Below are 22,571 nucleotides of genomic sequence, written 5' to 3' on the forward strand. Positions count from 1 at the left end.
TTCTTATTCCTTGGGCTCGTTCTTGGATGGGCCACCGAAGGCCTTGAGAACAGTGCGGGTCGCTGCGACCATCGGATCATGTGTTTCTGATAAGATCGTCACCCGGTCAAACCGGTCGGGATCCCGATTGACCGCGTCCCGCAACGCAGTTCCGAAGGCCTTGCGCAGCTCGGTTCCGATATTGAATTTGCAGATGTTTGTATTTCTGGCGAGCTTTTGTCGCTGTTCGACAGGGACACCGGAGCCCCCATGGATGACCAGCGGGACTGCGGTTCGCGCCTGGATCGCGCTGATGCGGGCCTCATCCAGTCCACCTTCCTTGTTTTCCTGAAGGTGAACATTGCCGACCGAGATCGCCATGGCATCCACGCCGCTTTCTGCCGCGAATTTTTCGGCATCCACTGGGTCCGTGCCTTCAGAGGCATCCCCTTGCGCATATCCGACAAAGCCGATTTCCCCTTCGCACGATATCCCAGCGGAATGCGCAAGCTCTGCGATCCGCGCGGTTTCGTCAATGTTCTGGGAAAGCGGTTTGCGTGAGCCATCATACATCAGTGATGTGAAGCCACTGTCGAGCGCTTCCTGGCATTCCTCGAATGTATACCCGTGATCAAGATGCGCCACCACGGGAACGGTGGCCCCTTCCGCAAGATGCCGGAACATCGCCCCCAAAACGGGAAGAGGTGTGTGCTTGCGGCAGGAGGGGCCTGCCTGCAGGATCACCGGAACACCTTCTTCTTCGGCGGCGGCCACATAGGCGCGCATATCTTCCCAGCCGAGCGTCACCAGACCGGCGACGGCATAACCGTCTTTCAAGGCCGGTTGAAGGACTTGGCTAAGTGTTGCCAGTGTCATTTGAATTTGGCCACCATGTCCTTGATCCCGGGGATCGTCTCGACCTGATAGGCATGGGTCGGCTGGAAATACTGCACCAGTGAACGCTGGCTGAGACCGCCCAGGATTGTGAAATAGTACATCTCGTACCCGGGCATGACGGCGCAGGGGTGGTAGCCCTTGTCGATCATGAAGGTCGAGCCGTCCATCAGCTGATAGGCTTCTCCGGGCACACCCTCTTCGCGCTGAAGGATCTGAACACCTGAGCCGTGTTTCGGCCGGAAGCGGAAGTTGTAGGTCTCATCGTGCCGTGTTTCATGCGGCAGACGGTCGGTGTCGTGTTTGTGGGCTGGAAATCCGGACCAGCCGCCCTGGCCAACGGTGAACAGTTCGCTGACCAGCAAACGACCCACCTTGCCGTGCTGTTTCTGTCCAAGGATGTGCTTGATCTTGCGGTGCGTCTTGGTGTCGTCCGAGCCGTACTGGACAAGGTCGATGCCATCGACGCGCACATCGAACGGCTCCAGCACTTCGTCGTACCTTGCGCCAGCGATGAATGTCTCCGTGTCATCGGAGGTGCAGATGATGGTCACCTTGGCGCCAACGGGGATGTAGACGCCCTCAGGCTCCCCGTCCCAGACATCTTCGCCGCGGTTGCCGAGCTTGTCGAATGTGAGGCCCTCGACCTCAACGGTTACCGTGCCGGTGGCAGGTACGATGCAGGTTTCATAGCCGGGCACTTGATAGTGGAACGCCTCGCCCTTCTTGAGCTTGACGATGTTGAAATAGTTCAGCGGAACGGTCGGATTGTCGATATCCACGATCGGCTTGTTCTGGTTGTCATGCGGCGCGATATGCATGGAATGGTCCTTTCAGACTGGATCAGCGGGCGAGAAATCGGGATCGAAATCATGCCTGAAACTGATCGCACTTAAAGTGGTCGAGCATCTTTGGGCGTTTTCATCAAAACGTCCGTTGCTCTTGTGTCGGGCCGGGATGCGAGGCCAAGAAGGCCTCCAACTCGGTTTTGTCTGGCATTGCGGGAGCGCAACCGGGTTTGGCAACAACAATGGATGCACAAGCGGACCCGCGGAGAATGGCTTCCTTGAGCTCAAAACCATCTGCGATGGACGTCATGAGGCCGCTCATGAAACTGTCGCCCGCGCCATTGGGTTTAAGAGCCTCAACGGGGTAGATGCCCGTTCTGAACTCGCCATCGCGGGTGATGGTGATCGCTCCAGCTTCGCCCATTTTGTAGATTACCAGCTCGGCTGTTGTGCGCACGAGTTCCCGGGCTTTCTCCAGTCCCTTGTCATAGTCTCCGGCCATGAAGCCGAATTCCTCGTCATTGCCGACAATCATGTCGCACTGTGTGGCAGCGCGGGACAGAACATCGGCCGCGACGTCCGCCGACGGCCAGGAGTATGGCCGGTAATCGACATCGAAGATCAGCGGCAGATTTGCTGCCTTGGCAAGGTCAAAGGCCTTGAAGGTCGCGCTTCGCGAAGGCTCGGCCGCAAAGACAGTGCCGGCGGTGATCAGCGCGCCATATTTTCCGTAGTCAACGCGGGCAACGTCGTGCTCATCCATTTGAAAGTCGGCTGCACCATTGCGGTAGATGACATTGCGGTGCCCTTCCACCACAGACTCGTAGAAAGCAAGCGAATTGCGGTATTCACCGCCAACAGGCGTGACGTGCTCCGTATCAACGCCGTAGTGCTTCAGCTGGCCGATGCAGTAGCTGCCAACGCTGTCGTCCGAGACCCGGGTCACCAGTGCAGCCTTGCCGCCAAGCTTGCAGATGCCAGCGCCTATATTGGCGGCTGATCCGCCGAGACCGACGCCGAGCCGCTCAGCATCTTCAGCCCGCACCCCGGCATCGGTGAAAAAGTCGATCCCGGCGCGTCCCACCACAACGAAATTGTTCCGGGCAATCGCTTCAAGAAGCATCAGACCCCCCGGCGCTGTTTCGGGCGCGTGGACTCCCAGTCCTCATGTGCAGCCCGGACCTTGTCGCTCGATGTCACATGCGGGGTTCCAACCTCCCACCAAGTATGTCCTTCGGCTGTCCAGCCTTCATAGGCATCAACCTTCATGCAAATGACGTAGGTTTTATTGGCTGCCTTGGCCCGCTTGAAGGCCTCCCCAAGTTCACCCGGATTGGACACCGTTTCCGCGTGCGCGCCCATGGACGCAGCGTGGGCCTCAAAGTCGACGGCGAATGGTTCTGGAACGGTTGGACAATCCGCAATGAGATTGTTGAAGCTCTCATTGCCGGTGTTGTTTTGCAGTTTGTTGATTACCGCAAACCCGCCGTTGTCGAGCACCAGAACGATCAATTTTTTGCCGGTCAAAACGGATGAGTAGATATCCGAGTTCATCAGCAGATAAGAGCCGTCACCGGTAAAGACGATCGTGTCCTTGTCCGGTTCGCGCTCGGACTGGGCAATGCGTGCGCCCCAGCCACCGGCAATCTCGTATCCCATGCAGGAATAGCCAAATTCGACATCAACCGTGCCGATGTCGAGGGTTCTCCAATTGGCCGTTACTTCCGCCGGCAGGCCGCCGGCCGCGGCAACAACGCGATCCCGGGGATCGCAGAGTTCGTTGACCACACCAATTGCCTGGGCATAGGAGTTTGGACGATTGCCATAAGACACGTTGTCAGCAACGTATGCGTCCCAGGCCTTCCGTTCTTCACTGGCACTCTCGGTCCAGTCCGAAGGTGTCCTGTAGTCCGCACAAGCCTCGCCCAAAGCCAACAGGCCGAGTTTCGCATCGCCGACAACGGGGATCGACATGTGTTTGCCAGCGTCATGGCGGGCTGCGTTGACCGAAATGAAACGGGCCTCGCGGGAAAACGCGGTCCAGGATCCTGTGGTGAAATCCTGCAGCCGCGTTCCGACCGCAAGAATGACATCTGCCTGTTCCGCCAGATTGTTGGCGCTGTTCGATCCTGTCACGCCAATCGGGCCGGCGTTCAAGGGATGCGTTGCCAGGAGATTGGCGCGGCCAGCAATGGTTTCGACCACCGGGATCTGATGCTTTTCCGCAAACGCCGTGAGTTCGCTGACCGCGCCACTGTATTGGACGCCGCCGCCGGCAATGATCAGCGGGCGTTTGGCCGTTTTCAGCAGTGCCGCCGCATCGGCAATCTCCCGCTCGTCGGGGGCACTCCGGCGGATGCGATGTACCCGGCGCTCAAAAAAGCTTTCCGGATAGTCATAGGTCCAGCCTTGCACATCCTGGGGAAGGCCGAGAAACGCGGGGCCGCAGTCGCCCGGATCCAGCATCGTCGCAAGAGCGGCGGGGAGCGACTGAATGACCTGCGCCGGATGCGTGATCCGGTCCCAATAGCGGGTTACCGCCTTGAACGCATCATTGACGCCAAGTGTCGGGTTGTTGAAGTGCTCAAGCTGCTGAAGGACCGGGTCGGGCAGGCGGGTGAGAAAGGCATCACCGCACAACATCAGCATGGGCAAGCGGTTGGCATGTGCCAGCGCGGCAGAACTGAGAAGGTTCGACGTGCCAGGGCCAGCACTGGCCGTGCAGAACATGAACCGCTGGCGCAGCCACTGTTTGGCATAAGCAGCTGCTGCAAACCCCATGCTCTGCTCGTTTTGTCCACGGTAAAGGGGCAGCTCTTCCTGATGATTGTAAAGGGCCTCACCGAGGCAGGTCACGTTTCCATGGCCGAAAATGCCAAAGCCGCCGCCGCAAATACGTATGTCCTTGCCGTCGACTTCGATAAACTGATTTGCCAGGTAGCGGACAATGGCCTGCGCAGTTGTGAGCTGAACCGTCTTGGAGCTCATCCAGGTCTCTCCCTGTAACGTGTTTTCTCGCAAGGCATTCGATTGGTGCTTGCGCGTTGTTGGTTCTCAAGATACAAATTTTGCAACCGGTTGCAAATCTTTTTCGAAAGAGGCAAAACGAAAACCGGAAACGGGAGTGAGGCATGGCGGAAATCGGGATCGGTATCCTCGGCGGAGGCTACATGGGCAAGGCGCATGCCGTTGCCATGTCTGCCGTCGGTGCTGTTTTCAACACCGCGTTGCGGCCGCGGCTTGAAATGGTGGGTGCAAGTTCACTCGCGTCTGCTGAAAAGCATCGTGATGCCTTCGGTTTCAACCGCGCTGCCGCCAATTGGCAAGAGCTCGTCGAGGATCCAAGGGTCGACGCGATAGTCATCGCATCCCCACAGTCCACCCACCGGGACATCGCGGAGGCTGCGTTTTCCTTGAAGAAGCCGGTCCTCTGTGAAAAGCCGATGGGCGCAAGCCTGGAGGACTCTGAGGCCATGGTCGCAGCTGCGGATAAAAGCGGCTGCGTGAATATGGTCGCCTACAACTATATCCGCACGCCAGCGAGCCAATACGCCCGCAAGCTTATCGCGGATGGTGTCATTGGCGACATCACATGGTTTCGCGGTGAGCATACGGAGGATTTCTACGCGGACCCGAAAGCTCCGGCGTCCTGGCGCACAGAGGGTGATGCGAACGGCACCATGGGCGATCTCGCACCCCACATGATCAACGCTGCGCTTGCGCTGGTTGGCCCAGTGCGCAGTGTTATGGCGGAAATCGAACGGGTTCATGAAGACCGTCCTGGTGGCAAGGTAACGAACGACGACCACGGTCAGATGATGACGCGCTTCGAAAATGGAGCGATGGGACACATGTACTTCAGCCGGATCGCGACTGGCCGGAAGATGGGATACGCCTACGAAATCACAGGAACAAAAGGCGCTATCCGTTTCGATCAGGAAGACCAGAATGCTCTCTGGCTGTATCTCATGGATGAGAATGAAGCGGACCGCGGATTCCGCAAGATCCTAACGGGCCCTGCGCATCCTGATTACGAACCCTTTTGCCAAGGTCCTGGGCACGGCACGGGCTATCAAGACCAGATCATTATTGAAGCCAAGGATTTTCTGGAGGCGATCCACTCGGGCACATCGGTATGGCCAACCTTCCGGGATGGTCTGGCCGTTAAACACATTGTGGAAGCGGCCATGGAATCCTCACGGACCAAAAGCTGGCAACCCTTGGAAACAACTTAAGATCACTGTTTGAAAGGCTCGCAAGATGAGCATTAGAATTGGCAATGCGCCGTGTTCATGGGGCGTTGAGTTTCCTGACGATCCACGCAATCCGGCCTGGAAGGCAGTGCTGGAGGAGTGCTCTGGAGCGGGATACAAGGGCATTGAACTTGGACCTGTCGGGTTTATGCCGGAAGACCCGTCAGTCCTTTCGGAAGCCCTTGCGCAGTACGACCTAGAGCTGATTGGCGGCGTCGTGTTCCGGCCGTTTCATGATCCGGATGCCTGGGAGAACGTTCTTGATGGAACGCACCGGACGGCCAAGGCGCTGGTGGCGCATGGCGCCCAGCATATGGTTCTGATCGACTCCATTTCCCCACGTCGCGCCCCGACGGCTGGACGACCTGACGAAGCTGAGCAGATGGATGCTTCCGAGTGGACCGCTTATCGGGACCGTATTGCAGAGGCAGCAAAAATCGGCACCGAAGACTATGGCCTGACCGTCGGGATTCATGCGCACGCGGCTGGTTTCATGGACTTCGAGCCGGAACTTGAACGGCTGTTGGACGAGGTCGATGAGAAGTATCTGAAGATTTGTTTTGACACCGGCCACCATTCTTATGCCGGCTTTGACCCTGTCGCGTTCATGGAACGCAACATCGGGCGGATCTCCTACATGCACTTCAAGGACATCGACCCGAAAGTTAAGGCCGATATGGTCGCCAAACGGACAGGCTTCTACGATGCCTGCGGGCAGGGCATCTTCTGCAATCTCGGCGACGGGGATGTCGACTTTCCAAAGGTGCGGCAGATCCTTCTCGATAACGAGTTCCAGGGATGGTGCACTGTGGAGCAGGATTGCGACCCGACGCTCGATGTGTCGCCAATCAACGATGCTCGGGCGAACCGTGAGTACCTGGAATCCATCGGTTTCAATTGAGGGCAGGACCAATGGCACGATTGAATTGGGGCATGATTGGCGGCGGTGAAGGCAGCCAGATCGGACCGGCGCATCGGCTTGGAGCCGGGCTTGATGGCGCGTTTTCCTTTGTTGCAGGTGCACTGGATCACCGGCCTGAAGCGGGCCGGGAATACGGCCAGCGGTTGGGTTTGGCGGCTGATCGTGCTTATGGCAACTGGCGGGAAATGCTGGACGGCGAAAACGGGCGCGAGGATCGGGTCGATCTGGTCACAGTGGCTACTCCGAACGCAACCCATTTCGAAATCACTAAGGCTTTCCTTGAGAACGGGTTTCATGTCCTTTGCGAAAAGCCGATGACCATGACGGTCGAGGAGGGCGAAGAAATCGTCCGGATTTCCAAAGGAACCGGGAACATCTGCGCGGTCAACTATGGCTATACCGGCTATTCACTGGTCCGGCACATGAGGGCCATGGTCGCGCGCGGCGATCTTGGAAATATCCGTCTGGTCAAGGCGGAATTTGCACACGGGCACCACGCTGACGCGGCCGATGCTGACAACCCGCGCGTCCGGTGGCGGTATGACCCGGCCCAGGCCGGGGTTTCGGCGCAATTCGCCGATTGCGGCATTCATGCGCTTCACATGGCGTCGTTTGTGACGGGGCAGGAAGTCGAGCGCTTGTCCGCGGACACTGTGGCCTGCATTGCCAGCCGTGAGCTTGAAGATGATGCCATGGTGAACTTCCGAATGGACGGAGGAGCGGTTGGCCGGCTTTGGACGTCCTCTGTCGCGATCGGCCGGCAACACGGACTGACCCTTCAGATTTTTGGCGAAAAGGGCGGATTGCGGTGGTCCCAGGAGCAACCAAACCAGCTCTACTGGATGCCGCTCAACGGGCGTTTGGAGATCATTGAGCGGGGGGAAGGGGGGCTGTCGCCCGAGGCTGACCGGACATCGCGGGTCACAATCGGACACGCGGAAGGCATGCCGCTGGCATTTGCCAACATTTACACCGATCTCGCCGAAGCCATTCATGCGCGGAAGGATGGCAGGCCAATGGATCCGGCGGCGGACCTGTACCCGCGGGCCGAAGATGGCCTGCGTTCAATGGCTGCGGTTTTTGCGGTCGCGGACAGCGGAAAACGGGACGGCGTTTGGGTGGAAGCGCGCCCGCCCATATTCAGGTAAGCCTGCGATGCCTGCGTTTCTTGCGTCCGGTTTTATACAGTTAGGACACCGGGCGCAGGGTGCCGCGTTCGATCACTTCGCAAGGGAACAGCCGGGCTTCCGGATACCTGGCCGGGTCTTCGAGCATTGAGACAATCAGTTCCACAGAGGAATTGATGATTTGTTGAACCGGTTGGCGGATCGTCGTCAGATTGATGTTCTGCCAACCTGCCATTTCCATGTCGTTCAGGCCAATGATGCCGATATCGCCGGGAACATTCAGACCGGCATCCTCAATCGCGCTCAGGACCCCAATCGACAGAACATCATCTCCGCAAAAATAGGCTTCGGCGAGCGGGCGGATATCAAGAAGGCGCTGCATTTCCTCCCGGCCGGCCTCAAAGGAATAGGCCCTCGCGTAGCTCACCGTCATTTCCATGTCTGGATGCCGGGAAATCTCTTCGGAGAAACCTTTGAATCTGTCCTGCGTAGATGTTGCCGTGTCTGGACCGCCGAGAAACGCGACATGCTTGTAGCCACGTTTGGCGAGTTCCAGCGCCGCCATCCGGCCGCATTCCACGTTGTCGATGCCGACCACGTGGAATTCAGGCGCGGTCGAATATCGTCCGAAGCTGTTCACCACCGGCACTCCGGCATCCTTGAAAGCCTTGGAAAACCCTGGTGGCAGGGTGGACGAGGCAACAACCACGCCGTCGACTGAGTACTGCCGGAGCATGCGCACGGATGCATCCGGGTCGGTCTCATCGGACAGATTTACCAGAAGCGGCCGCAATCCCACGCCCTGAAGCTTGCGCGTAAACTGGTCGAAAACTTCCAGAAAGATCGGATTGTGAAAGTTGTTGGAAACCAGGCCGATCAGTTTTGTGCGTCTGGTTGTCAGACCACGGGCCAGAATATTCGGCGTGTAGCCAAGCTTTGTGGCCGCTTTCTCAACTTTGCGGCGGGTCTTGTCTGAAACAGATGCGCCGTCAGTGAAGGTGCGCGACACCGCAGAGCGTGACACGCCTGCAAGTTCGGCAACTTCTTTCAAGGTAACGGTCATCGGTCCATCAATCCAAACAGTTAGATTAGGTGTCTTACCTCAACAGGCCTCGGCGATCAGTATGAATTTTCGATTTCCATTTTGCAACCGATTGCAAAATGGGTCGGATCATGTTTTTCTGAAAATGAGAGAGGGCTTCAAGCCGCTCTTTGACCATGAAAATGGCAATCCTTGGGAGGAAGGAATGAAATCTACCCTTAAGTCGCTGCTGCTTGCCGCAGCGGTCATTGCTGCTCCGCTTGCCGGAGCTCAAGTCGCATCAGCCGAAGGTGAGAAGTACATTCTCGTCAGCCACGCGCCAGACAGCGACAGCTGGTGGAACACCATCAAGAACGGCATCGCCCTTGCCGGTGATCAGATGGGCGTTGACGTCGAATACCGCAATCCACCGACCGGTGACCTTGCGGACATGGCACGTATTATCGAGCAGGCCGCGGCTTCAGGACCGAACGGTATCATCACGACATTGTCCGATCCGGACGTTTTGTCCGGGCCAATCAAGGATGCTGTGGCATCCGGCATTGATGTCATCATCATGAATTCCGGTACACCGGACCAGGCCCGCGAAGTCGGAGCCTTGATGTATGTTGGTCAGCCGGAATATGACGCCGGCCATGCAGCGGGCCTGCGCGCCAAGGGAGATGGCGTGACAAGCTTCCTGTGTGTGAACCACTACATCAGCTCGCCGTCTTCGACTGAGCGCTGCCAGGGATTTGCGGATGGTCTCGGTGTGGAGCTGGGTGATCAAATGATCGACAGCGGCCAGGATCCGGCTGAAATCAAGAACCGTGTTCTCGCCTACCTCAATGCTAACCCGGATACCGATGCCGTTTTGACGCTTGGTCCGACCAGTGCAGATCCAACCTTGCTGGCGCTGGATGAGAACGGCATGGCCGGCGACATCTACTTCGGTACGTTTGACCTTGGTGAGAACATTGTTGAGGGCATCAAAAACGGTGTCATCAACTGGGGGATCGATCAGCAGCCGTTCCTGCAGGCTTACCTGCCGGTCGTGGTTCTGACCAATTACCATCGCTATGGCGTTCTGCCGGGCAACAACATCAACTCCGGCCCGGGTTTCGTGACCAAGGACGGGCTGACCCTCGTTGAGAAGTTTGCCGGCGAATACCGCTGATTTCCATAGGTATAGGGTGGCGCGTTGCGCCGCCCTTTTTCACGAATAACAAATCAAAAAATTGAGCCGGGGAGGGCCACATGACCGAGGCCAACGTGGCAGCGACTGCTGATGAGCGGGTAAAGCAGCAATCCAGCTTGCAAAAAGCCCTTATCCGCCCGGAACTCGGCGGGATTTGCGGCACGATAATCGTATTTGCCTTGTTTCTGATTTTTGCCGGCGACAGCGGCATGTTCAGCGCTCAAGGGGTGATGAACTGGTCAACCGTTTCCGCGCAATTCATGATCATTGCCGTTGGCGCCTGTCTTTTGATGATTGCAGGCGAGTTTGATCTGTCGGTCGGGTCTATGATTGGCTTTTCCGGCATGATGATCGCCATCTTTACAGTGACGCTTGAGTGGCCTGTTTGGCAGGCGATCCTTGCCACCTTTGTCATGGCGCTCGCGATCGGAGCGTTGAACGGGTACATCGTGGTACGCACCGGACTGCCGAGCTTCATCGTAACACTTGCATTCCTATTTATCCTACGCGGCTTCACCATCTATCTGCCGCAAATCATCGAGCGCAAGACCATCATCGGCGGGGTCGACCGTGCGGCCGAGGGCGACTGGTTCGCAGCCCTGTTCGGCGGCAAGATCTTGACTGGTTTCTTCGCTTGGATGGGCGACGCTGGCATCATCGATGTGTTTGAGCGCGGCTCGCGCGCTGGGCAGCCGGTGGTCGAAGGCATCCCAATGCTGATCGTCTGGGCGATCGCATTGGTCATCGTTGGCCACATTATTTTGACCCGCACCCAATTCGGAAACTGGATCTTTGCAGCGGGCGGCGATGCGCAAGCAGCGCGCTATGTGGGCGTTCCGGTCAACCGCGTCAAAATCCTGATGTTTATGTTCACGGCATTTTGCGCCACTGTCTTTGCCACTTGCCAGGTTATGGAATTCGGGTCGGCCGGGGCTGACCGCGGCCTACTAAAGGAATTTGAGGCCATCATTGCAGTCGTGATTGGTGGCGCACTCCTCACCGGCGGGTACGGGTCGGTGATCGGTGCAGCGCTGGGCGCCTTGATTTTTGGCGTGGTCCAGCAAGGGCTCTTCTTTGCAGGCGTAGAGAGTTCGCTTTTCAGGGTGTTTCTTGGTGTGATTCTGCTCTTTGCCGTGATCTTGAACACCTACATCCGCCGCATCATCACAGGGGAGAGGTAAGATGACGTCCACGCACGCTCCCATTATTCAAATGCAGGGAATCGAGAAGCATTTCGGTTCGGTGATCGCGCTGGCCGGTGTTTCCGTCGATATCTATCCGGGCGAATGCCATTGCCTGCTCGGCGACAACGGTGCCGGCAAGTCGACATTCATCAAAACCATGTCCGGCGTCCACAAGCCGACCAAGGGAGAAATCCTGTTCGAAGGGCGGCCGATGCATTTCTCCGATCCGAGGGATGCGATTTCTGCCGGTATCGCGACGGTGTATCAGGACCTTGCGATGATCCCGCTGATGTCTGTCAGCCGGAACTTCTTTATGGGCAATGAGCCGATCCGCCGCCTTGGTCCGTTGAAGCTCTTCGATCATGATTATGCAAACCGGGTCACCATGGAAGAGATGCGCAAGATGGGCATCAATCTGCGCGGTCCGGATCAGGCAGTTGGAACCTTGTCCGGCGGTGAGCGCCAGACCGTTGCCATCGCGCGCGCAGTTCATTTCGGAGCCAAGGTCCTGATCCTTGATGAGCCGACGTCAGCGCTGGGTGTTCGCCAGACGGCAAATGTCCTTGCGACCATCGACAAGGTGCGCAAGCAGGACATCGCGGTTGTTTTCATCACCCATAACGTCCGCCATGCGCTTGCCGTTGGAGACCGGTTCACGGTGCTGAACCGCGGTCAAACGCTGGGAACGGCGCAACGCGGCCAGATTACCCCGGATGAACTCCAGGACATGATGGCCGGCGGGCAAGAACTGGTTGCCTTGGAGGATTCTTTAGGGGGAACAGTTTAGTAGAGGAAGTCCCGGTGACCGACCGGGGCGATCTTTCTAGGAGTCACTATTGTCCCTGTAGATATGAGTGAAAGGCAACTGGCACAAGCTCGTCGTGTTTTCAGTATCTTGTCCAGGCTCCGCATGTGCCGTTGATCGTAATCTTCGAGTTCATTCTGATCATTCAAGTTCATGATAAGAAGAAGTATCGGACGGGCTGCGGACGGCGGCGGGCGCTTTTTTACGAGGCAGTGGAGAATTCAGGCTCAAAACCAATCGATGTTTCAATCAATTTGGTCGCCCTCATAAATGAAACGCTCCAGGACGTGATTGAAAATTTTGGGTTCCTCAAGATGAACAGCGTGCGCGCAGCCGGGAATGACAGCCAGACTGCTTTCGGGGACTGATTGCCAAAGGGTCTGTATTTGCGGCCAGGGATAGGTACGGTCCTGATCACCCCAGATGATCAATGTCGGGGCGCTTATGGAGCTTAGGGAATCTTCTCCGGACCAATCGCGCATGGCTTCAAGGCCTGCCTGGATTGCGTCAGGGCTGCTGCATTCGGCGATTGCTGCGCACGCGGGATAGGCTTTGGCATTTTCGCGGTGCAGGAACCAGGTCGCAGCAATTCGGCGCGCCGTTGCTTTGGCGCCGTCGTCTTTCGCCCGTTGCATGGACGTTTCAATCGGCTCAAACCGGCCCGGCAATAGACCAAGGGCGCCGGTGCTGTAAAGCACCAACCGCGCCACGCGATCTGGTGCCTGCCGGATCATATCCTGAACCACCATGCCTCCCATGGAATGCCCAAGAAGTAGAAATCGCTCAACGCCCTGGTCCGTAAGTTTGTCCAGAACCCAGCGCGCCAATTTCTCGATGGAGTTTATTGGGGTCCGGTGCGCGTTTTTGCCGAAACCGGGAAGATCGACTGCGATCAACGGAACCGTGTTCTTCAACGGGGACTGCGGTTCCCATTGATCACTCCCGCCCATGAAGCCATGGACAAGAACCAATGGGATCATTTGCGGGCCCCTTGTACAATGCGGTCCAGGATCATGGCGCAAAACAGGATGGAGAAACCGGCCAAAATACCTTGCCCGACGTTTGCGTATTGCAACGCTTCCAGAACGTCTTCACCAAGACCCTTGGCGCCGATTAGAGACGCAACCACCACCATGGCCAAGGACAGCATGATCGTCTGGTTGATGCCGGCCCGGATCGAGGGGCTTGCCAAGGGAAGGTCCACTTTCGTCAGCAAGTACCACTTGTTGGCGCCAAAGGCGATCGCCGCCTCTCGCACACTCTCCGGAACGCCGCGCAGACCCAGTACGGTCAAACGCACAACTGGTGTGCCGCCGAAGATCATGGTGGTGACGACGGCTGCCGGTTTGCCTGTTCCAAAGAAAGCGATTACCGGGATCATGAACACAAAGGCTGGCATCGTCTGCATGAAATCCATGATCGGCTGGATCACGGCATAAAACCGCGGCCGGCGCGCTGCAAACATCCCGAGCGGGATACCGATCGCAATCGACAGGCAGGCCGCAGTGCCGAGCAAGGCCAGTGTGGTCATCGCTTTGTCCCAAAATCCGAGGAGACCCATGTAGGCGAGGAACGCGCCGGACCAGATGGCTGTGCGGACGCCCGCCGTCAGCCATGTGAGGAGAATGATCAGGCTGGCAACAACAATCCAGGGAGTGCTGACAAAGACAAGTTCAAGGGTGTCGAGCAGCAACCGAATTCCATAGGTGATGGCGTCGAAGAGGGCCTCCCCGTTAGCAACACAAAAGGCAAAGAACCTTTCCACGGCATCAATGCTGACAAGACGAATATCCGGGTCGGTCGGGAAGGCGGACAAAAGTGAAAAGCGATCCGGAAAACTGTAGTGCAGGACAGACGCCAGCACTATGACAAACATGAAGACAGCGCTGAACGCGATCTGCGAGCCGGGCATCCCGGACCGGATCGTACTGTCAGACAGCCATTCGGAAAATCTCGACTCCAATGCCGAGTTCGCGACCACGGCTTCGACGGCCTTCACCAGAATGAGAAGTACCACGCCTGCAAGGGCGATCCAGATGCCCTGGTCGGCGAGTGCTTGGGCTTCTGCCCGAATGCCGCCGATATTGGCTTCCAGAGACGCGACCGTGCGCTGATAGACCTCCACCTTGTCAGATCCGCTTTCAATCGCCGCGGCAAGCTGTTTGCGGCGCAGTTCCAGCGTGCCTTCGATAGACGCGATCCGTGCCATTGCCTCAGCGGCAAGGTCTCCGAACAGTCCTCGCGCGATTTGAACGATCGCCACTGTCTCAAGGATCAGGAAGGGCAGCGCCCAGGACCACAGCCCGCGAGCGCCAAACCAGACCGGGCCAAACAGCCCCGCCATGAGGTTCTGGGTCGGGGTGAAGCGGGATCGGGCGCCGATCCGGTTGAAATTCTCTATGTAATAGTCAGGGTTGGTGCGGACGAATTTGGCAATGTTTTGTCGCCGTTCTTCATCATAGATCCGGGCCGCTTCGGCTTCGGCATCTTCTATCGAGGTGTTGAGCTGATCCATCATGATACCTCCGTCCCCTCGATCACCGTCCTCAAAATGTCGGCTCGTGTGATTACCCCAGCTACTGTGCCTTGGTCCTCAACCAGAATGGTATCGCCCGTATCGATAGCCATGTTGATCAGCGTACTGAGAGTTTCTCCCTCATCAACGCGCGGCGCACCTTCCGGTACCGGCCCATGGTCGGTTTCGTATTCAGAAATTGGCCGCATTACGGCGTGCGCACGGACCACCTTGAGCCTTGAAATGCCGGCGACAAAGTCGGCCACATAATCATCGGCCGGATGCATCACAATGTCCTCGGCTGTGCCCATTTGCACGACGCGGCCGTCCCGCATGATCGCAATTCGGTCCCCGATGCGCACGGCTTCATCCAAGTCATGGGTGATGAACACCGTCGTTTTCTTCAAGATCTTACTCAGCCGGATGAATTCGTCTTGCAGTTGCCGCCGGATAAGTGGATCCAGAGCACTGAACGGCTCATCCATTAGAAGAACATCGGGATTTGCCGCCAGGGCCCGCGCCAGTCCTACCCGCTGTTGCATTCCTCCTGAGAGCTCGTGGGCATACTTTGCGCCCCAGGCGCCGAGCTCAACGATATCAAGAAAGGAAGCTGCCTGGCGCATCCGTTCGTTCTTTGGAACACCACGGATTTCAAGCGGCATGGCAACATTATCGAGCACCGAGCGGTGCGGCATCAGGGCAAAGTTTTGAAAAACCATGCCGATCTTCCTGTTACGGAACGACTGCAGGTCTGCCGGTCCAAGCCCGACGACATCTGTTCCCTCGATCAGTATTTTCCCATCGGTCGGTTCCAGAAGGCGATTGAAGTGCCGAACCAGGGTTGACTTGCCGCTGCCTGACAAACCCATGATGCAGAAAATCTCACCCCGATTGACCGACAGGCTGACATCCGCGACACCCACAACCGCGTTCCACCGATCCAAAACCTCGGCTTTGGATAATCCTTCATCGCGGACCGCGGACAGGGCGGCGTCCGAGTTCGCGCCGAAGATTTTCCAGACATTGGAGATTTCAATGACGGTGTCGCCGTTCATATCTGGTCAGGTCCCGATTTGTTGACGCCAATTGCGATGCTAGAAAGCAGATGGTGCCGGCTGAGCCGGCACCATGAATATCAAGCTTAGCGGTTCAAAGACCCAGCCATTCATCAACCCGGTCCGGGTTTGCCTCGACCCACTCCTTAGCAACTTCTGCTGGCTCCCGGCCCTTGCCGCTGATCTCGTATGCGAAATTGCTGACATCGTCGGCATTCAAGGAGAAGTTTGCAAAAAACTCGGCTATCGCCGGGGATCTGTCCGCCAGGGAGTTCGACCAGGCAATTTGGACCTTCTTCAAAGCATCTTTGGTGGCCACGTTCGACTTGCTGAACCAGTCCGCGTCATCGGAGGGTTGAACCATGACATATTTCGCCGGGTCGTAAGCCGGCTCTGTCAGCATCTTGACGTCAAACATGTACCAGATGGCGTGTGGCTTATAGCAATAGAAAGCATAGCCTTCGCCCTTTGCAATGGAGTCCTTGACCCGTGCAGTCTTGACGCTCTCTTCTGCTCGGATTGGCTCGATGAAATCCATCAGGCCATAGTCGCGCACCTTGACTTCATTCACATTCGCAGAAGCCCAGCCGGGCGCGCCGATCCACATTTCTCCCTTGCCGTTGCCATCACTGTCCATCATTGCTGCAACGTCTGGGCGGCCAAGGTCGGCAATATCCGTGATGTTGTTTGCCTCACCAAAATCCTTGGAAACGCAGAAGCCCTGATTGCCTTCGTAAGGGTTTGAAGACAGGGTCACCGTTCCCGCTTCATCGACATATTTCTTGGTAAAGCTCTCCTGATTTGGCAGCCAGACATCCGGGTGAACGTCAATGTCTCCCTTGCCCTGGTCCATAGCCTGGAAAATGGTCGCATTGTTGCCTGGGACCATTTCAGCCTTACCGCCAATCCGCATCTCCACCACAGCGCCCAAAAGGTGCGCGATCGCTTGAGCTCCGGTCCAGCTCGGGACACCAATCTTTACTTCCTCGGTTGCAAATGCGGGCAGCGTCATGACGCTGATTGCCGTGGCCAACGTTATGCTTTTCAAACTCGTGTTCATGTTCAACTCCTCTGGTGAAAGGTGCCGGTAATTGCGGCTTTTTGTTCGTCGGGCTCCGGTTTTTCCGGTTATCCCATGCTCCCAAGTATCTGATCTTCATAGGCAAACAGGGATGTTGAGCCGCCTGTGTGCAAAAAAAGGACATTGTCATCAGGTAAGAAGAAGCCCTGTCTGATGAGGCCGATCAGGCCGGCCATGCCCTTGGCCGAATAGACCGGGTCCAGAAGGATTCCTTCCTGACGTGCGGTCAGGTGAATGGCCTCAAGGGTGGTTTCTGCTGGCAGGCCGTAGCCTTCTCCGACGTACCCATCGTCGACGAGGATTTTCTCTTTTTCGATGGAGGTGCCGCCCAGTTTTTCGAGTGTTTTTTCCGTTGTGGCATGCACGGCAGTGACTTGCCGCTCGTGTGGCTGGCGAACACTGACACCCATAACGGGGAGGTCGTATCCCAGAATGTGAAATCCTGCGACCAGGCCGGCTTGTGTGCCTGAGCTTCCCGTGCCCATGACCAGCCATTGGAAGGTCTGGCCTGTTTCAGCGCACTGGTCTGCGATTTCCTGGGCGCAGCTCGCATAACCCAGAGCGCCGATTGCATTCGATCCTCCACCGGGGATGAAGTAAGGCCGCCGACCTTCCGCACGCAGACGCTCCGTGACAGCCTCCGCTTCCGCGTTCATGTCAAGGCCGTCAGGGCGAAACTCGTAGGTGACGCCAAACAGCTTGTCGAGAAAGACATTGCCTGTCTCCTCGTAGGCGGTGTCCCGGTCTGGAACACGGCGCTCCAAAAGAACGTGGCAATCCAGGCCCAATCGGCACGCAGCGGCAGCGGTTTGGCGGACATGATTGGATTGGACGGCACCTTGAGTAACGACCATATCGGCGTCTACACGGAGAGCATCTCCCATCAAGAACTCGAGCTTGCGGGTTTTGTTGCCCCCTGTTGCAAGTCCGGTGCAATCATCTCGTTTGATGAACAGTTTGGGCCCATTCAGATGAGCCGTTAGGCGTGGCATTTCCTCAATCGGCGTTGGTTGGTGGCATAGGCTGATGCGTGGAAACGGCTCAAAATCAATACGTGGCTTGGTCTTGAAATTTATTGTTGCAACGGACATTGGCTCGACCTGCTTAGTTTTTCCTCACGATCAAGAATGAGGCAATAAAAAGTGGTCGTCCAATTTTATGGTTGCATTACATTATGCAATTTTTGCATGATCCCGGTATGGATCTCTATCTTTTCCGGGACCTTCTTCGACTGAGCCAGACCGGTAACTTCTCCCAGGCCGCGCAACTGTGTAATCTGAGTCAGTCAGCATTCAGCCGACGCATTCGTTCGCTTGAAGCCTGGGTCGGCGTGACATTGGTCGATAGATCCCGACAGCCCGTGCGATTAACACCGGCCGGGTTGCAGATGCTGGAAGCGGGCACACAGGCGCTGGACCGGGTCGAGCACGAACGGAGTCAGTTGCTTGAGGCCCAGTCCTTGCCCGACAAATATGTGGTGACTTTCGGCGCCCAGCATTCCATCGGATGGCGGTTTTATCCCACCTGGCTGCAGAGTTTTGAGGAAACCTATGGTCCTATCATGTCACGCCTTCGGGCGGACGATTTGCCAAACTGCCTGCGGGATCTGCAAAATGGCGATGTCGATTTTGTAATCGCTTATGAGAGTGCGCGCGTCCGCTATTGTGACACTGGCCGCCGAATGGCACGCAGCAACGCACTGCCGCTTGAGACTCTGAAAATCGGTCAGGACACGTTGATCCCAGTGTCGAAACCGACGCCTGACGGTGCCCCGCTCTTCGATCTGAATTCCGGCCTTTTGGAATTGCCGTTTCTACGCTTTGGTGACGAGGCGCCAATCGGCCAGCATCTTGGGTCTCTGTTCCAGCAAGAAAAAATCCAGGACCGTTTGCGGGTCGTTTATGAAAACGCCATGGCAGGTGCATTAAGGATCCGCGCGCGCGACGGGATGGGGGTCGCCTGGTTGCCTGAAACCCTTGTCGCACAGGATATCCGGTCCGGAGCACTGGTGCAGACTGGGCGGCCTGAATGGTCTGTTCCATTGGAAATCACTTTGTTCCGGAATGACAAGCACACCAATCGACTGACCCGCTCAATATGGTCTTTTTTGGAGACGCGACATCCGTTTATGTAGTGGCCTCTTGCAGCCACTTCTTATGTCTACAGAACCTGGAAGGCAGCGGCTTCTTAGGGCGTCTCATGTCTCACAGTATCCGAAGAAGGGTACCTACAGAACAGCACTCTAAGCTTGTTTTTTTGCCGACGGCGGCAAGCTCCGACTGCCATACCGCTGTAACTCTGATCTCCATCAGATCCTCAGGCATTTGCCGAAGCTGTCCTTCTTCAACAAAATCGTTCTGGTCCGATCCATTGGGCATCTGAATAGCGATCGCCATGGGCCCATCCAACTGGGAGAACGGTTTCGATACGGTCCAGATCAGCTGCGGAGAGGACGAGGGATGCCCCGGTTATACATTCCTTCAAGTGATCTACTGATCGTGTGCCCGGGATCGGGATCACATGCGGTCCGCGTGTCAAAAGCCAAGCATTGGCTAGACCCGCCGCTGTGGTGCCCATCTCAGCTGCGAGGTTCTGAAAACCCTCCAAGATCCTGAGATTTTCTGAAAGGTTCGGCTCCATAAAACGCGGGTTTCCGGCGAGAAATGGCAGATCTGGAATGCGGTCGCTTGGGATTGGGTTGTCCGTCAACAGCGAGCGGCCAACCGGAGAAAACGCGACCATGCCCACCCCGAGTTCAGCGCAAGTTTGAACCAGTCCAAGGTCTGGAAACCGGGTCGAAAGGGAGTACTCCGATTGCACGGCGGCAATTGGAAAGGCTTTCATCGCGCGCCGCAGGGTCGATGGTGCCACTTCCGACAAGCCGATTGCGCGGGCTTTGCCCTTTTCTACCAGCCGGCCAAGATTGGCAGCCGTTTCTTCCGGGCTGAAGCGTGGATCACGGCGATGGGCATAGAACAGGTCCACGTACTCCAGTCCGAGCCGCTTTAAAGACTTGTCCAGTTCACTTTCCAGGTGCTCTGCCGAATTGTCGAAACTCCGGTTCCCATCTGGATCGCGGGTGATGCTGGCTTTTGTTGCGATAACAAATTCGTCCCGCGTGCCGGGATTGGCTTTCAGATAAGTGCCAATCGCCGTTTCCGATTTTCCCATGCCGTAGACATTTGCGGTGTCCAGGTGAGTTACATCAAGGTCACGGCAGGCATCGAGAATGGCGTGGCTTTCTCTTTCATTCGTTGGTCCGTACATGTCGGAGAACGACATGGCTCCAAAACCGATTGCGCCTATTTCCGGCCCATTGGCCCCCAGTTTCCGTTTTTCCACTTTGCCCTATCCCCACTCAAAACCCCAACTTGGCCTTTTTAAGCGCTTGTCTTGAATGATTAAAGATCTGGGTCTTGGTAATGGGCTCATTCAGCGAGATCCCGCATAACCGTGATCAGATCTGACTTGCCCTCAAATCCGATGCCGGGCAGTTCAGGCATGATGATATGCCCATCAATCACATCAACTCCGTCTGGAAATCCGCCGTAGGGTTGAAAGAGATCCGGGTAACTTTCGTTGCCGCCAAGACCCAGCCCTGCCGCGATGTTTAGCGACATCTGATGCCCGCCATGGGGGATGCATCGTGCTGGCGACCAGCCGTGCTCCTGCAATACGTCGAGCGTGCGAAGATATTCCACGAGGCCATAGGACAACGCGCAATCGAATTGCAGCCAGTCCCGATCGGGGCGCATGCCGCCATACCGCAGCAGGTTGCGAGCATCCTGGTGGGAGAACAGGTTCTCTCCGGTTGCCATCGGTGCCGGATAAAACTCCGCTATTGCCGCTTGAAGCTGGTAGTCCAAAGGATCGCCGATCTCCTCAAACCAGAACAGCGGATAACGCCGCAGCATCTTGGCATAGGTAATCGCCGTTTCCAGATCGAACCGGCCGTTCGCGTCCACAGCGAGTCTGGCATCGCCTTCAACCTCGTTGAGTACGGATTCGATCCGGCGTTGGTCTTCGTCAATCGATGCACCGCCGATCTTCATTTTTACGACGGTATAACCCCGATCAACGTAGCTGCGCATTTCCGCGCGCAACGAAGCATCATCCTTTCCGGGGTAGTAGTATCCACCCGCTGCATAAACGAAGACCTTTGGATCGGCTTGATGTCGGTTTTGATCTGCAAGCAAGCGGAAAAGCGGCTTTTCCTCGATCTTTGCAACCGCGTCCCAAACCGCCATGTCGATCGTGCCAACAGCAACAGATCGTTCTCCATGGCCTCCAGGCTTTTCATTTTGCATCATCGTTGCCCAGATGGCATGAGGATCGAAGTTGGTGCCGTCTTGGTTGAGGAGTTGTTTTGGCTCGGCCTCGAGAATGCGGTTGCGGAAACGCTCGCGGATAAGCCCGCCCTGTCCATAGCGGCCATTTGAATTGAAACCGTATCCGACGACGCGCCTGCCATTCCGTTCGACATCTGTGATGACGGCTACAAGGCTCGCGGTCATTTTGCTGAAATCAATGTAAGCATTTCTGATCGGCGAAGAGATTGGCTTGGTCACTTCCCGGATATCGACGATGCGCAATTGAGATCTCCCTGTTCTTGAATATGCGGGTGACCTGGCTGGTCTGGCCTTGGTCGCCTCGGATGTATCGGCTTATATGGGTCGGTCGCCAACGCGGGGGATGAGGAGGGAAGCGCAATTGGAAAAAAAAGTTGTTGTTTCAGAGTTCATGGATGAAGCCGCCCTTCAGAAATTCGGGCCTGCATTCCAGGTGTTCTATGATCCGTCATTGGTTGATGATGAAGAAAGGCTGTTTCTGAAACTTGCTGATGCAGATGCATTGATCGTGCGGAACCGGACGCAGGTCAGCGCTCGCCTCCTGGATGCCGCGCCAAAATTGCGTGTGATTGGTCGGCTGGGCGTGGGGCTGGAGAACATCGACCTTGAGGAGTGCACCAAAAGGGGTGTCAGTGTCAGACCCGCGACCGGTGCCAACACGCAATCAGTCGTGGAGTATGTTTTTGGGGCTATGCTGTTTTTGCGGCGCGGTGCCTTCACCTCAAATCAGCAAATGCTGGAGGGGACTTGGCCTCGCACTGCACTTGGTGCGGGCGGCGAAATCCAGGGGCTGACGCTCGGCCTCGTTGGGTTTGGTGAAATTGCTCAGGCAGTCGCTCAGGTTGGGCGTGCATTCGGCATGAACATCATCGCCTTCGATCCTTACCTCGCCGATACGGACCCTGCGTGGACCCACGTCCAATCCTGCGATCTTGAGAACCTTCTCGCAAGAGCAGACGTCGTGTCCTTGCACGTTCCGTTGACCCCTGCCACGGCTGGGCTGATTGGTGCGAGCGAGCTCTCAAAGATGAAGTCCAGTGCGTTGCTCATCAACACGGCGCGAGGTGAAATTGTTGATGAGCCTGCGCTCGTCAGCGCGATCAGATCCGGTCGATTGGCCGGTGCCGCAATAGATGTATTTGCACAGGAGCCCCTCGACGGTGCCGCAGCCGACGTCTTCAAGGACTGTCCAAATCTCATTCTGACACCGCATATTGCCGGTGTTACGAGGCAGGCGAATGTGCGTGTCAGCCAAGTGACTGTAGAAAATGTATTGAAAGGTTTGACCGAAGAAGGAGCATGATTTTTTCCGGCTTCCTTACGTAAAAACACGTGACGAGAGCGATGTTGAATGCCTAAGATCAAAAAAAAGATCAAAAATACATGCATTTCAACAGGGA

General features: G+C 56.6%; 20 protein-coding genes. 8 read left to right on the top strand and 12 right to left on the bottom strand.

Features of this window, described 5'->3' with window-relative positions; translation table 11 throughout:
• Nucleotides 1-3: 3 nt before the first annotated feature.
• The 4 genes from AC0J4F_RS10630 to iolD all read right to left on the bottom strand — a co-directional run bounded on the left by AC0J4F_RS10630 (nt 4) and on the right by iolD (nt 4,649).
• Nucleotides 4-855: a class II fructose-bisphosphate aldolase gene (locus AC0J4F_RS10630; RefSeq protein ID WP_133953267.1), complete on the bottom strand. Its 852-nt coding sequence runs from the start codon at nt 853-855 to the stop codon at nt 4-6.
• Complete coding sequence (locus AC0J4F_RS10635; protein WP_133953269.1) at nt 852-1,694, bottom strand: 5-deoxy-glucuronate isomerase; 843 nt, start codon at nt 1,692-1,694, stop codon at nt 852-854. The genes AC0J4F_RS10630 and AC0J4F_RS10635 overlap by 4 nt, the downstream gene beginning before the upstream one ends.
• Before the next feature lie 103 nt (nt 1,695-1,797).
• Nucleotides 1,798-2,784, bottom strand: a complete 987-nt coding sequence (iolC, locus tag AC0J4F_RS10640) for a 5-dehydro-2-deoxygluconokinase (RefSeq protein WP_473026204.1) — start codon at nt 2,782-2,784, stop codon at nt 1,798-1,800.
• Entirely contained in the window at nt 2,784-4,649 is a 1,866-nt protein-coding gene (iolD, locus tag AC0J4F_RS10645; protein WP_473026205.1) for a 3D-(3,5/4)-trihydroxycyclohexane-1,2-dione acylhydrolase (decyclizing), read from the bottom strand. Before iolD ends, iolC begins: the two co-directional genes overlap by 1 nt.
• Before the next feature lie 143 nt (nt 4,650-4,792).
• Between iolD and AC0J4F_RS10650 the strand changes: the two genes are divergently transcribed.
• From AC0J4F_RS10650 to AC0J4F_RS10660, 3 genes are read left to right on the top strand one after another with little or no spacing between them, the layout of a single operon-like run.
• Nucleotides 4,793-5,896, top strand: a complete 1,104-nt coding sequence (locus AC0J4F_RS10650) for a Gfo/Idh/MocA family protein (RefSeq protein ID WP_473026206.1) — start codon at nt 4,793-4,795, stop codon at nt 5,894-5,896.
• A gap of 25 nt (nt 5,897-5,921) precedes the next feature.
• Nucleotides 5,922-6,815, top strand: a complete 894-nt coding sequence (locus AC0J4F_RS10655) for a sugar phosphate isomerase/epimerase family protein (RefSeq protein WP_133953277.1) — start codon at nt 5,922-5,924, stop codon at nt 6,813-6,815.
• 11 nt (nt 6,816-6,826) lie between these two features.
• Complete coding sequence (locus AC0J4F_RS10660; RefSeq protein WP_473026207.1) at nt 6,827-7,984, top strand: Gfo/Idh/MocA family protein; 1,158 nt, start codon at nt 6,827-6,829, stop codon at nt 7,982-7,984.
• Nucleotides 7,985-8,024: 40 nt separating this feature from the next.
• Here AC0J4F_RS10660 and AC0J4F_RS10665 read toward each other — a convergent pair whose 3' ends face one another.
• The gene (locus tag AC0J4F_RS10665) at nt 8,025-9,026 is read right to left on the bottom strand and encodes a LacI family DNA-binding transcriptional regulator (RefSeq protein WP_473026208.1); all 1,002 of its coding nucleotides are present in this window, start codon (nt 9,024-9,026) and stop codon (nt 8,025-8,027) included.
• 184 nt (nt 9,027-9,210) lie between these two features.
• On the opposite strand from AC0J4F_RS10665, the gene AC0J4F_RS10670 reads away from it, so the two are divergent.
• From AC0J4F_RS10670 to AC0J4F_RS10680, 3 genes are all read left to right on the top strand, one after another.
• Entirely contained in the window at nt 9,211-10,161 is a 951-nt protein-coding gene (locus AC0J4F_RS10670; RefSeq protein WP_473026209.1) for a sugar ABC transporter substrate-binding protein, read from the top strand.
• A gap of 80 nt (nt 10,162-10,241) precedes the next feature.
• Nucleotides 10,242-11,363 (top strand): ABC transporter permease, encoded by a 1,122-nt coding sequence (locus AC0J4F_RS10675; protein ID WP_133953285.1) that lies wholly within the window; start codon nt 10,242-10,244, stop codon nt 11,361-11,363.
• A 1-nt stretch (nt 11,364) separates the two neighbouring features.
• Entirely contained in the window at nt 11,365-12,153 is a 789-nt protein-coding gene (locus tag AC0J4F_RS10680; RefSeq protein WP_040450925.1) for an ATP-binding cassette domain-containing protein, read from the top strand.
• A gap of 263 nt (nt 12,154-12,416) precedes the next feature.
• Here the strand turns inward: AC0J4F_RS10680 and AC0J4F_RS10685 are convergent, their stop codons facing one another.
• The 5 genes from AC0J4F_RS10685 to cuyA form a co-directional block, all read right to left on the bottom strand.
• On the bottom strand, nt 12,417-13,151 hold the full coding sequence (locus AC0J4F_RS10685) for an alpha/beta fold hydrolase (RefSeq protein WP_473026210.1): 735 nt from the start codon (nt 13,149-13,151) through the stop codon (nt 12,417-12,419).
• Nucleotides 13,148-14,689 (bottom strand): ABC transporter permease subunit, encoded by a 1,542-nt coding sequence (locus tag AC0J4F_RS10690; protein WP_473026211.1) that lies wholly within the window; start codon nt 14,687-14,689, stop codon nt 13,148-13,150. Before AC0J4F_RS10690 ends, AC0J4F_RS10685 begins: the two co-directional genes overlap by 4 nt.
• Entirely contained in the window at nt 14,686-15,741 is a 1,056-nt protein-coding gene (locus AC0J4F_RS10695) for a quaternary amine ABC transporter ATP-binding protein (protein WP_473026212.1), read from the bottom strand. Before AC0J4F_RS10695 ends, AC0J4F_RS10690 begins: the two co-directional genes overlap by 4 nt.
• A gap of 94 nt (nt 15,742-15,835) precedes the next feature.
• Nucleotides 15,836-16,801: an ABC transporter substrate-binding protein gene (locus AC0J4F_RS10700; protein ID WP_473026213.1), complete on the bottom strand. Its 966-nt coding sequence runs from the start codon at nt 16,799-16,801 to the stop codon at nt 15,836-15,838.
• Nucleotides 16,802-16,869: 68 nt separating this feature from the next.
• Nucleotides 16,870-17,913: a D-cysteate sulfo-lyase gene (gene cuyA, locus AC0J4F_RS10705; protein ID WP_473026214.1), complete on the bottom strand. Its 1,044-nt coding sequence runs from the start codon at nt 17,911-17,913 to the stop codon at nt 16,870-16,872.
• A gap of 107 nt (nt 17,914-18,020) precedes the next feature.
• Here cuyA and AC0J4F_RS10710 point away from each other — a divergent pair, with 107 nt between their 5' ends.
• A complete protein-coding gene (locus tag AC0J4F_RS10710; protein WP_473026215.1) occupies nt 18,021-18,956 on the top strand; it encodes a LysR family transcriptional regulator in 936 nt (311 codons plus the stop codon).
• A gap of 209 nt (nt 18,957-19,165) precedes the next feature.
• Here the strand turns inward: AC0J4F_RS10710 and AC0J4F_RS10715 are convergent, their stop codons facing one another.
• Both AC0J4F_RS10715 and AC0J4F_RS10720 read right to left on the bottom strand, forming a co-directional pair.
• Entirely contained in the window at nt 19,166-20,164 is a 999-nt protein-coding gene (locus AC0J4F_RS10715) for an aldo/keto reductase (protein ID WP_473026216.1), read from the bottom strand.
• Between the two features lie 86 nt (nt 20,165-20,250).
• The gene (locus AC0J4F_RS10720) at nt 20,251-21,414 is read right to left on the bottom strand and encodes a mandelate racemase/muconate lactonizing enzyme family protein (protein ID WP_473026217.1); all 1,164 of its coding nucleotides are present in this window, start codon (nt 21,412-21,414) and stop codon (nt 20,251-20,253) included.
• 148 nt (nt 21,415-21,562) lie between these two features.
• Here AC0J4F_RS10720 and AC0J4F_RS10725 point away from each other — a divergent pair, with 148 nt between their 5' ends.
• On the top strand, nt 21,563-22,474 hold the full coding sequence (locus tag AC0J4F_RS10725) for a hydroxyacid dehydrogenase (RefSeq protein WP_473026422.1): 912 nt from the start codon (nt 21,563-21,565) through the stop codon (nt 22,472-22,474).
• Nucleotides 22,475-22,571 lie beyond the last annotated feature (97 nt).

It is taken from the genome of Roseibium sp. R5 (genome assembly GCF_055755305.1).